The 11,676-nt window shown below is 38.6% G+C and carries 10 protein-coding genes; all 10 read left to right on the forward strand.

Going from position 1 to position 11,676, the window contains the following annotated elements; genetic code table 11:
- The first annotated feature begins 209 nt into the window (after positions 1–209).
- The 10 genes from FA727_RS18495 to FA727_RS18540 all read left to right on the forward strand — a co-directional run bounded on the left by FA727_RS18495 (position 210) and on the right by FA727_RS18540 (position 11,651).
- Positions 210–806, forward strand: a complete 597-nt coding sequence (locus tag FA727_RS18495; protein WP_136833020.1) for a KpsF/GutQ family sugar-phosphate isomerase — start codon at positions 210–212, stop codon at positions 804–806.
- Positions 807–836: 30 nt separating this feature from the next.
- On the forward strand, positions 837–1,967 hold the full coding sequence (locus FA727_RS18500) for a glycoside hydrolase family 172 protein (protein WP_246041960.1): 1,131 nt from the start codon (positions 837–839) through the stop codon (positions 1,965–1,967).
- A gap of 449 nt (positions 1,968–2,416) precedes the next feature.
- Positions 2,417–3,778 (forward strand): ABC transporter substrate-binding protein, encoded by a 1,362-nt coding sequence (locus tag FA727_RS18505; protein WP_136833022.1) that lies wholly within the window; start codon positions 2,417–2,419, stop codon positions 3,776–3,778.
- Positions 3,779–3,848: 70 nt separating this feature from the next.
- Positions 3,849–4,733, forward strand: coding sequence for a carbohydrate ABC transporter permease (locus FA727_RS18510; RefSeq protein WP_136833023.1), 885 nt, complete (start codon positions 3,849–3,851; stop codon positions 4,731–4,733).
- Positions 4,734–4,759: 26 nt separating this feature from the next.
- The gene (locus FA727_RS18515) at positions 4,760–5,575 is read left to right on the forward strand and encodes a carbohydrate ABC transporter permease (RefSeq protein WP_136833024.1); all 816 of its coding nucleotides are present in this window, start codon (positions 4,760–4,762) and stop codon (positions 5,573–5,575) included.
- 40 nt (positions 5,576–5,615) lie between these two features.
- Positions 5,616–7,832 (forward strand): DUF6259 domain-containing protein, encoded by a 2,217-nt coding sequence (locus FA727_RS18520; RefSeq protein WP_136833025.1) that lies wholly within the window; start codon positions 5,616–5,618, stop codon positions 7,830–7,832.
- A gap of 32 nt (positions 7,833–7,864) precedes the next feature.
- Entirely contained in the window at positions 7,865–9,010 is a 1,146-nt protein-coding gene (locus FA727_RS18525; RefSeq protein ID WP_136833026.1) for a glycoside hydrolase family 183 protein, read from the forward strand.
- A gap of 25 nt (positions 9,011–9,035) precedes the next feature.
- Positions 9,036–10,112, forward strand: a complete 1,077-nt coding sequence (locus FA727_RS18530; RefSeq protein WP_136833027.1) for a glycoside hydrolase family 172 protein — start codon at positions 9,036–9,038, stop codon at positions 10,110–10,112.
- A 75-nt stretch (positions 10,113–10,187) separates the two neighbouring features.
- Complete coding sequence (locus FA727_RS18535; protein ID WP_136833028.1) at positions 10,188–11,276, forward strand: Gfo/Idh/MocA family protein; 1,089 nt, start codon at positions 10,188–10,190, stop codon at positions 11,274–11,276.
- A gap of 18 nt (positions 11,277–11,294) precedes the next feature.
- On the forward strand, positions 11,295–11,651 hold the full coding sequence (locus tag FA727_RS18540; RefSeq protein WP_136833029.1) for a cupin domain-containing protein: 357 nt from the start codon (positions 11,295–11,297) through the stop codon (positions 11,649–11,651).
- Positions 11,652–11,676 lie beyond the last annotated feature (25 nt).

An 11,676-nucleotide genomic window follows, 5' to 3' on the forward strand; every position in this document is an offset into this window, starting at 1 on the left:
TAAACTCAAGTTAAACGTTTACATGTTTTTTGTTTGCACAAATTTTTTTGTACGATAGTTAAACGTTTACACACACTTTAGAAAATATATTTTTTTTAAGACAACTGTAAACGATTACAGGTTAACAATTTTCTAAAAAAAGATCTCTTGATTAGGGATTTTAGCAGGTAGTTTCACAGATTTTATAACCTAAGTGAGAGGGGAAAACTATGGATCTATTAAGCTATGTGAAAAACGCGATTGATGTTGAAGCTGATTCGATCAAAAAACTATCAGAGAACGTTGGTCCAGAATTTGAAAGCGCCATCACGCTACTTGCAAATTGTAAAGGCAAAGTGGTGATTACAGGCGTAGGGAAGTCAGGTCATATTGGTAAAAAAATTGCTGCTTCCTTAGCCAGTACCGGTACTCCAGCATTCTTTGTTCATAGCACAGAAGGTGTGCATGGGGATTTAGGAATGATTCAGGAGAATGATGTAGTCATAATGATTTCCAATAGCGGCGAAACGGGTGAAGTTTTAAGTCTACTGCCATCATTAGGTAAAATAGGCTGTAAAAAGATTGCCATCACTTCTAAAACGGAATCAACTCTTGCAAAAGCATCTGATGTAGCACTCGGATATCAGTATGATCGAGAAGCTGATCCGCTTGGTTTAGCTCCAACGACAAGTTCTACCTTAACTCTTGTCATAGGAGACGCGTTAGCGGTTGCACTTTCTATCCTAAAAGGATTTAAGAAAGAGGATTTTCATCTCTATCATCCAGGCGGAAGTCTTGGAAAACAATTATCAGAAAAAACACAATAAAATAATAAAATTCATGTATAATACTATCAAATGAATAATATTGCACAGAAAGGAAATATGAACATGACATTTTTAGGATCATCTTTAAGAGATTTATATCGTAAGCGAGATAGCAAAAGAAGAAGAGCATCAAGTTATGATACAACAGGAGGAAACAGAGATTATTTAAAAATCTATCCTGGAGAAAAAATTGATATTTGTAACCTTCAAGGTGCAGGTTGTATCACACATATATGGATGACAATGGCTCCACTAAATGATGTTATGGAAGAATATTTACACCGTAAAATTGTTATTCGTATGTACTGGGATGGGGAAGAAAATCCAAGTGTCCAAGCACCAATTGGTGACTTCTTTGGAATGGGTCATGGAATTACAAAGAACTTCGTATCTGCTCCATTACAAATGAGCCCTGAAAATGGAACAGCGATGAACTGTTGGTTTCCAATGCCCTTTGGCGAAAATGCAAGAGTGGAAATTGAAAGCCATGCAGATGAGCCAATTAAGTTTTATTTTTACGTAGATTATGAAGTTTATGATAAAGAAATCGATAGTCAATTGCGTTTCCATGCACTTTGGACAAGAGAGTTAACAAAGGGTATTGAAGGTGACGTATCGAATGCGTTGTATTGCTTCGGAGGTAAAAATACGACTGGTGATGAAAACTATGTCATTTTAGAAGCAGAAGGAAAAGGTCATTATGTTGGCTGTAACCTCAACATTCATAATTTGCGCTTTACACAAGAGTGGAACTGGTATGGTGAAGGAGACGATATGATCTTTATCGACGGAGAGCCTTGGCCCCCGTCACTTCACGGAACTGGAATGGAAGACTATTTCAACACTGCATGGTGTCCACAACAAGAACAAAGCACACCATACCATGGAATTATCCTTGGTGGAGGACCGAACTGGTCTGGTAAAATTACTGCTTATCGCTATCATATTGAGGATCCGATTATGTTTGATAAATCGATTAAGGTATCGATTGAACATGGTCATAACAACAATAGAAGTGATGATTACTCAAGTACGGCTTACTGGTATCAAACAGAACCACACAAGACGGTTCATCCAATCCTCCCTGTGAAGGAAAGATTGCCATTACCAGATACTTTACCGTTCAACCCAGATGACTTGAAGAAATGCTTTGATTATTAATTTTTAGCAATGTGAGCTCCTTTGAAATTGATAGATTACTTGTTTTCAAAGGAGCTTTTTAAAAAAAATGTGACGAAAAATTTAATAATCAAGAAAAACACAAAAATAATATTGATAAGTTATAATTCATATAATATCATATAAGTAAGCGTTTTCAGTTTATAACCATCCGTTGTATGTAAACGATTACAGATATTAAGTTCTGAACTTTTTGACTAATGACCTAGTTAGTAAAAAAACCTGAGCTATATGACAACCTGCCTGAATACGAGAATTACTGAATTGCATTTTAATAGAACACATCTTTCTACCCTGTTGTTGAAGGGGGTGGTTGCTTTATTGAATGTGTAAACGTTTTCTGAAATGAAGGTTCATACCTACTTGTTAAGAGAACTTCACCTGAAGTTGTTCTTATAAAAAAAACAAAAAAATAAGGGAGGCAATTTTTTATGAAGAAACCTAAGTTTTTAGCATTTATGTTAACAGTTTTATTCATTATTTCTTCCATTCTTACTGGCTGCTCAGGAACTGGTCCTGCTGGAACAGAAGAAGAAAAACCAGATGATTCATCAGATTCTGGCAAAACAGTTCTTAACTTCTGGACACCACAATGGGGAGATGCAGACAAAGAGTGGTGGGAGAAAAACATTGAAGCCTATAATAAATCACAGGACAAAGTTGAAGTTAAACTTGAGATTGTTCCTGGAGATGCATGGGATCAAAAAGTTGTCGCTGCACAAGCTGCAGGAACTAGCCCCGATATAACAACAATGAACTATAATAAAATCATTTTCTCTGCTGAACAAGGAAAAATTTTACCATTAGATGAATATACAGACCCAGCTATCTGGGATGACCTATATGAAAACATTGCAGAATTCGTTACTCTAGATGGTAAACATTATGCATATCCAATGTTAGCTGAACCATCTGCAGTATTGTTCTACCGCAAAGACATGTTTAAAGAAGCTGGCTTAGACCCAGAAAAGGCTCCAGTTACTTGGGATGAGCTAATTGAATACGGTAAAAAGCTTAAAAAAGGTAATGTATTTGGATTAGCAGCGGCAGGTAACGCAGCTGAGTATGGTTGGACACACTGGGGCTTCCAAGCAATGGTAGGTCAACAACCAATTAGTGAAGACTGGTCTGAAGCAACAATCGTAAACGAGCCTACTAAAGAGTTAATCACATTCTGGAATGAAATGTATCAATCTGGAATTCTTCCAAAACAACCATTAGGCGGATATACAGACATTAAACCACTTGCTGAAGGCCAAGTAGCAATGCAAATTAACGGTTCTTGGGCAATTGGTCAATTAAGAAATGACTATCCGGATCTTTTAGATAATATCGGTGTTGCTGTTGTTCCTACAAATGATGGAAATCAAGATAAGCCAACTGCTTCATTAGGTGGCTGGACATTAACAATTGATGGAAATTCTAAGCATCCAAAAGAATCAGCTGAATTTATCCAGTGGTTACTAGCTGGCGACGAACAAATCATGGTTGATTTCTTCAAAGATGTAACGAAATTCTCTAAATTTACTGCACGTAAGTCTGTTGACGAAGTATTAGCACAAGATTCTGAAGGTGCAAATGACCCATGGAGAAAATTAATTGCAGAAGAAGTTGTACCTTATGCTGTTGCTGAACCAATCTACGCTTGGGAAGTTAGTATGGCGTATGCAACTGCTCTAGAACGTGTAATGCTTGAAGGTACAGATTTAGAGAAATCTCTACAAACTGCTGAGAAAGAAATCAATGATTACATTAAAAATAATAACTACGCAGGAACCAACCCGAAAAAATAATAATTAAATAATTTATTGGGGTCTGGGGAGCAGTGTTACCAGGCCCTGATTATTAGGATGGTGAAATCATATGAATAATACTCTTAAAAAGAACGATATGAAGACAGCATATATCATGTTACTCCCAATTGTTGGTCTACTAACAGTCTTTGTTGTCATTCCACTACTTTATGCCATCTTTGTTAGCTTCTATCAATGGAGCTTTTACCAAGACTCTATTTTTGTAGGATTTTCCAACTATTTGCTCGTATTAAAGGACCAAGCGTTCTATAAAGCAATGTGGACAGGTATTAAATTCGCCCTCATTGTTATACCAATTCAATTTGTTGCCGCATTCCTATTTGCACATTTAATTAAAAATTTGACTGCAAAGGTCGGCGGTTTCGTTAAAACATCTATCTATATTCCACACGTAATCTCTGGGGTAGTAGCTTCAATCGTGTTTATGTTCATTTACAACTACAACGGCGGTTTAGCGAACTACATCGTCAGTTTATTTGGAAGCGAACCTATTCCGTTTCTTGCAGATGTAAAGTATGCCTTAGGTAGTATTTCACTTCCAGCTATTTGGCTCGGATTTGGTTTCACGACTCTCATTATCCTTGCTGGTATCAATGATATTCCTGATTCTTATTATGAGGCTGCAGAAATAGACGGTGCGAATACATTTCATAAAATGATTTTCATTACATTGCCTTTATTAAAAAATGTATTCTTATATGTCATTGTTGTCGGACTTACAGGCGCTATTCAACAGTTCGATTTAGCGTATGTCATGACCAATGGTGGACCGTTAAATTCAACCATGACACCAAATCTATTTATTTACACCCATTTCAAAAATGATCCTTACATGGGATATACGATTTCAGCAGCGTTATTACTGTTTGTCATCATCGGTGTAATATCTGCGCTTATGTTTAGATTGATTAATTCTAAACAAGTGGAAGATTGATCAAGTATTTTGGAGGTGAGTAAAAAATGAAGAAAATAAAAAAGACTATATTGACCATTGCAGGATTACTAGTTGCCTTAATATCGATTTTTCCACTATTTTGGATGGCGCTTGCCGGTTTTAAACCAAAGACAGAGGTTCTTGGTTATCCATTTAAATTCTTTCCAACAGTGTGGGACTTCTCCAACTATAATGAGCTATTGCATTCAACAGAATTTATCCGCTCCATGGGTGTTACCTTTGTAGGGGCTATCATTTTTACGATTCTTGTTATCTTTGTCAATTCAATGGCTGCATACTCTTTTGCTCGCTTGAATTTCCCATATAAAAACGTGTTGTTTATCTATGTCATCATGACGATGTTTATTCCGTCAATGGCGATATTGATCCCATCTTATATTGTTGTTGCGAAATTAAAGATGCTTAATACATTGACTGTGCTTATCTTGCCTGGGGTCGCCTCAGCTGTCAATATGTTCTTAATGCGCCAGTTTTACTTAGGTATTCCAAAAGAGCTTGAAGAAGCTGCCGTCATCGATGGAGCTACAAAGTTTGGAATCTATCGTCATATCTTCTTACCATTATCTGTACCAGTATTCGTTTTAGTAGGGATTGGTTCATTTTTAGGATTCTGGAATTCACTAATCTGGCCAATTATGACGATTTCAGATGAAAGATTATACCAAATCATGCAGACATTAGCGTATTTCCGTTCAGCACAAGCAACAGAATGGGCGATGATTATGGCTGGTTCTACAATGGCTGCAATCCCAACGATTATTCTATTTGCGGTCTTCCAAAAGTATTTAATCGAGGGAATCAAGCTTTCTGGTATTAAATAAGGTGTACGTAAATAAATGATAGATTCAAAGGATGATGACGATGATTTTACTAGAAAATGATTTCATATCTATTTCTTTTAATAAGGAAACGGGTTCGATTTGTAGTTTAGTAGATAAACAAAAGAAAATTGAATACATTCCCGAAAAGTTATCATCCGTCCCGTTCCGGGTGGAACTAGAGGAAGAAACTAAGTTTGCGTTTCAACGATTTTCCTATGAGTTGGATAAAGAGCATTACGGATATAGATTTGTATGGGAATTGACCCCGGAACTTGCTTTGAAGGCAAGAGTCTGGATTCAGGATGATTCGAATGAGGTTTCTTTTCAATGTGAATTACAAAATGATTCAAATAAGTCCATCTATACGCTCGAATATCCGATTATTCCGAACATAGGAAGTATTACAGAGCAAGGGGAAGATGATTATCTCGCTCATAGCTTTGCAACAGGCTTTCTAATCCATAATCCACTGAAGAATTTTACAAGTGAGTGGAATGGATTTAGGTACATGCCATATCCTGAAGGTTTTTCAGGTTCAACGATGCAATTTTTTAGCTACTATGGCAAGGGTAAAGGTGGACTTTACTTTGCAGCCTATGATGGTGACAGTTATACAAAATGGCTGAATTTTTATAAGAATGAGCAAGGATTCCTTGAGGCTACCTTCCTTCACAGCTGTGAAGATATTGGCCCTAATAAAGGAATCAACGTTAACTATCCAATCGTTATCAAAACGTTAGAAGGTCATAACTGGTATGAGGCTGCAGATATTTATAAAGATTGGGCAGTTAATCAATATTGGTGTCAAAAAGGCGAACTTTCTAAGACAGATCATAAATGTGACTGGCTCTTAGATGATATAGGACTTTCCACATTTGGAATTAATGCTGGGGCGGACAGATCTGAATGGATTGAGAAATATCATGAACATATTGATACAAAGATGCTTCATATTCTTGGTCCTGACTGGACAAACAAAATCCAAAGCTTTGGAAGCGGGATTCCTGGAGGATATAAGGATTGGTTTCCAACGAAATTTAATGAAGCGACTTTGAATGCGATTAGAGCAAATGAGGATAAATTTGCCCCATTTGAATTTGATTACTTGTTTAATCTTTTTGGTGCAGATGGGATCAAAGGAAAAAGAGCACTTCAAGAGATTCCTAGAGACCCGTCAAAAAGTATTGACCAATATAGATTTCCGTTTGTATGCCCAGCAGACCCATATGTCCAAGACCTTCATGTTCGCAGGGATGAAACACTTCAAATAGAAAGCAATGTGGATTCTATCTATTATGATATTTCCGCTAATAATATTATGAAACTATGTATGGATGATTCTCATGGTCATACAAAGGGTGCTGGAAAACAGATTACTCAAGCCTATCGCGAGAATTACATCCAGACAAAAGCTGCGATGAGCCGTGCTGCGGATGGACGATACATTCCAATGGGGACTGAAATGATCAACGAAGTATTCCTTGATGTACTAGACTATTATCAGACACGTGCTGGAGGGGCACCTGCTGCGCCATTAGAAGGCTATAACGTCCGAGAACTACTCAAAAAAGGCGAAGCAGAATTAATCCCGATGTTTACGTATGTTTACCATGAATATGGTGCCGTTCGTTTAGATGGATGGGGAAAAATTGTTGAAGAAATCGGCGACCTGTTCTATTTCCATGTGGCTCGTACGTATTTATGGGGCGGTTTATACGAATTAAACTACGAATATAGTCCGATGGAAGTTATTGAGGGAAAAGAAAATACGCATGAAGAGCATTATTATCCGTTTGAGGCAAGAGGCTATGAGTTCTCACCAGCAAGGGCTGAATACATTTCGAAATTTGCTAAGCTTCGGACTGGAACAGGGAATAAATATTTGGCCTATGGAAAAATGTTAAAACCGTTCGAGTTTCATGTTGAAAAGGTTAACCTAAATTGGTTCATCTACAACTGTGCCAAAGATCATAAGGAATACAACGATACTGGTGAATTAGTGGTTGACTCTATTATTCATTCGGCATGGCAATATCGGGACTCGAGTGTTGGATTATTTTTTGCCAATGTAAGTGATGAAGTGAAAACGATTCAAATTGAGTTAGACTTAGCTTCATACTTTGCGAATGACTCTATCAAGGTTAATATTGTGACCGCAGATAAAAAGGTTGAACTGCTAACCATGAATCCTACTGATAAACAAGTTGTAGATGTTCAAATTCCGGCTAAAGGGTATGTCATGCTGGAAGCAAACTAAGGCGCGTATTCACAATTAAAGGTGGAATACAGATGTTAAAGAAAATGACAACCGTGAAAAAGTCAGCGTCATTAATAGGGATAGTAGTACTTGCAGTTGGGTTCTATATTTTTATGAATCTCCAAAACTCATATAGTAAGGACAGTCCGAAGGCGAAAATTAAAGACATTGAGGTAACGGAAATTGCTGCGATAACAGGCCAGGATTCCGTGAATAAAACGGAAGAACAGTATGATATTGCAGGTACAGATTTAGGAAGTATTTTTGATATGGATGGAACATTTTACTACGTGTTCGGTGATACGTTTGGAGCGGGAAGTGCAGTGCCTCCAGGTACTGGTCCATCAACAAATTGGCGATCGAATACGGTTGGATTTTCAAAAGATATGGACCCAACTGATGGGATTGAACTTGACGGATTTTTAGCGGATGAAAGTGGAATGGCGAAAGAAATCATTCCTTCTAAGAAGACGCAAGGGTATCATTTAACCTCCATCCCAACCTATGGGGTAGCTGTTGCTGGAAGCATGTACCTCTATTACATGGCAGTAGACGCTTGGGGCGATCCGGGAGTATGGGTGACTTCATATTCTGGCGTATACAAGTCAAATGATGCAGGGGAAACATGGGCTCCACTTGAACAGTTAACATGGGAAGGGGACAGTAATTTTACTCAGGTTGCGATTGTAAAGCCTGAGCAAAACGAAGTTCTTGGCGATGACATTTATTTTTACGGGGTGAAAGCAGGAAGATACAGCCCTATTCAGTTAATGAAAGTGAATAAGAATAAAATCGAAGACAAGAACAGCTATGAATACTTTACTGGAACAGATACAAATGGGAAACCACAATGGTCGAGTGAAGAAAAAGAGGCCAAGTCTATTTTAGAAACAACAGCTGGTGAATTATCGGTTGTGTGGAATCCAGATTTAGAGCGCTGGATAATGACCTATATCAATGGTGAGACGACGAATATTGATTTCGTTGAATCCGAAAATCCATGGGGACCATTGACAGAACCGAAAGTGATGGTCGCACAAAAGGATTTCCCTGGTCTATACGGCTCGTACATGCATCCTTCTTTTATCAAAAATGAAGGAAAGACGATGTATTTCACGATGTCGCGCTGGGGCACCTACAATAGCTACATGATGAAAGCAGAATTGGAACTAGAATAAATATTAGAGACTGGAGTGACAGATTATGTTTAACGGATTAGGAATGGGATTAGGGAATCTATCACGTTTATCAAAAGCAAAAACACGTTCAATCAGCCCAGAAAATTTCACTGGTGAAAAAGGCAAAGGTGGCATGGCAACTGAGGGAACAGGTGCAGAGTGTGCAAGAGATTTAGGACAAGGCTGGAAGGTTTCACCGTCTGTCCATGTGAAAGCAAAGTCAACGATTACAATGGCAGAAATGGATGGACCAGGAGCAATCCAACATATTTGGCTTACTTGCTTCCCACCATCATGGCGATATCTGATTCTTCGTATGTATTGGGATGGCGAAGAAACACCTTCTGTAGAAGTACCGATTGGTGATTTCTTCTGTAACGGTTGGGGAGAGCGCAGCAATGTGAGTTCGATTCCTGTAGCTGTGAATCCAGCTGGCGGAATGAACAGCTATTGGGAGATGCCTTTCCGTAAATCAGCAAAAATTACGGTTGAGAACATCACTGACAATGATGAGGTTCTTTATTATCAAGTGGATTACACATTAACGGATATTCCAGAGGATGCGGCTTATTTCCATGCACAATGGAGAAGAAGCAATCCATTACAATACAAAGATGTTCATACCATTCTTGATGGTGTTAAAGGCCATGGCCATTATGTCGGTACCTATATTGCATGGGGCGTTAACAACACCGGCTGGTGGGGCGAAGGTGAAATCAAGTTCTATATGGATGGAGATAAGGAATATCCGACTATCTGTGGAACGGGAACAGAAGACTACTTTGGTGGCGCATGGAACTGGGAGCAACCAAAGGGTGAATACGGTACGTACTCAACAGCGTATCTTGGGATGCACCAAGTAATCAAGCCGGATGGACTGTATCAAAGTCAGCAACGTTTTGGCATGTATCGTTGGCATGTGATGGATCCAATTCGTTTTGAAGAAGATTTAAAAGTGACCATTCAAGCTTTAGGATGGCGTTCAGGACATAGATATCTGCCACTTCAGGACGATATTGCTTCGACTGCGTTCTGGTATCAGGCTGAGCCACATAACTCTTATCCTACGCTTCCGAGCAAGGATGATTTAGAGGTTATCTAATTAAATATACAAAGAAAGTGTAAAGGCAGTGATACCTTTACATTTTCTTTTATCCAAATAAGGAGTTGAAGACTCATGGCAAGATCATTGATAACCTATAACTTCGAATATGAAAAAAAGGTTAATGTTTGTTTTATCGGAGCCGGTGGACACTCATTTCGTAACGTTTATCCGACCTTTCAATACGCACCGATTCAGTTACTTGCTGTTTGTGATCAGGATGCTGAGAAGGCAGCTTCTTACGCAGCTCAGTTTGGTGCAAAAGCTTATTATACGAATCATCTAGAAATGTTAGAAAAAGAAAAACCAGATGCAGTCTTTATTGTGACCTCCTATCATCCTGACGGAAGAGTACAAGCCACCGACCTTGCTTTGGATTGTTTAAAAGCAGGAGCCCATGTGTGGATGGAAAAACCAACAGCATCAAGTACTGAAGAAGTCCAACAGCTAATCGATGCCAGTCAGCAATACAACCGCTATGTCATGACTGGTTTGAAAAAAACATTTTTCCCGTCGATCGAAAAGGTGAAAGAAATTATTCGTACACCAGAGTTTGGGAAAGTATCCTCCATCTACATTCGCTATCCTCAGCATATGCCACCCTTCGAAGAACGAAAGGATTTACGAAACATAACGAGTTTGCTGGATCATATCTTTCATCCTGGCGCGATTATCCATTATTTAATGGGTAAGATTGAATCACTTTCCTACGAGTGGGAGCCTGTGAATGGAGGAAGTGTAACGAATTTTCACTTTTTGTCTGGAGCGGTTGGGACCCTGCATTTAACAGCTGGAATATCAGGAAGTAGTCCGCTTGAGAGGCTAGAAGTGATCGGCGAGGGAGCCAATATTGTCGTGGAAAACGGAGTGAAGGTCACCTATTACCGAAAGGCAGCTCTTCCAGCATATGGACGGGATTCCTCCTATTTAGTGGATAATGAAGTAGCACCTCTTCATTGGGAACCAGAATTTTCGCTCGGTCAGCTCTATAATAAAAATCTATTTTATTTGGGATATGTTCAAGAGGTTAACCATTTTTGTGAGAGTATTCTAACAGGAAACCCGCCACAAAAGGGTACGTTAGAAGAATCATTAGAAATTCTTAAGCTTTTTGAAGCATACAGATTTACTGAAGCTGGGAATAGAGCAACCATTAATTCGTAATTGGAGGTTAGACCAATAATGACGACAATAACCAATTTATCAGAACAAAAGCATTTGTTAGAAATGGATTGGGGAAAAATCCAATGGCTTTGTGGTCAAGAGATTGATCCAGATGCGGAAATGACCTTTGGAATGGTCTATATTCATGCGGGTCAATCCAACCATAGGCATTATCATCCAAATTGTGAGGAGCTTATTTTTGTCCTCTCGGGTGAGTGTGACCATACTTTAGGCGAGGAAACCATTCATTTAACACCTGGAATGATGTTGCGTATTCCGAGAAATGTACCGCACAATGCAACTGTAACGAGCTGGGAGCCCTGCCGGATGATCATTGCTTATTCTGCTCCTGATCGAAAAACAGTAAATGCTTAAATAAAAAAAACGTGATTTATTATAC

It is taken from the genome of Robertmurraya kyonggiensis, from assembly GCF_005116465.1.
Taxonomy (GTDB): Bacteria; Bacillota; Bacilli; order Bacillales; family Cytobacillaceae; genus Robertmurraya; species Robertmurraya kyonggiensis.

Coding starts and splice junctions, on each gene's coding strand:
- FA727_RS18495 (WP_136833020.1), top strand. CDS start 210: ATGGATCTATTAAGCTATGTGAAAAACGCGATTGATGTTGAAGCTGAT.
- FA727_RS18500 (WP_246041960.1), top strand. CDS start 837: ATGAATAATATTGCACAGAAAGGAAATATGAACATGACATTTTTAGGA.
- FA727_RS18505 (WP_136833022.1), top strand. CDS start 2,417: ATGAAGAAACCTAAGTTTTTAGCATTTATGTTAACAGTTTTATTCATT.
- FA727_RS18510 (WP_136833023.1), top strand. CDS start 3,849: ATGAATAATACTCTTAAAAAGAACGATATGAAGACAGCATATATCATG.
- FA727_RS18515 (WP_136833024.1), top strand. CDS start 4,760: ATGAAGAAAATAAAAAAGACTATATTGACCATTGCAGGATTACTAGTT.
- FA727_RS18520 (WP_136833025.1), top strand. CDS start 5,616: ATGATTTTACTAGAAAATGATTTCATATCTATTTCTTTTAATAAGGAA.
- FA727_RS18525 (WP_136833026.1), top strand. CDS start 7,865: ATGTTAAAGAAAATGACAACCGTGAAAAAGTCAGCGTCATTAATAGGG.
- FA727_RS18530 (WP_136833027.1), top strand. CDS start 9,036: ATGTTTAACGGATTAGGAATGGGATTAGGGAATCTATCACGTTTATCA.
- FA727_RS18535 (WP_136833028.1), top strand. CDS start 10,188: ATGGCAAGATCATTGATAACCTATAACTTCGAATATGAAAAAAAGGTT.
- FA727_RS18540 (WP_136833029.1), top strand. CDS start 11,295: ATGACGACAATAACCAATTTATCAGAACAAAAGCATTTGTTAGAAATG.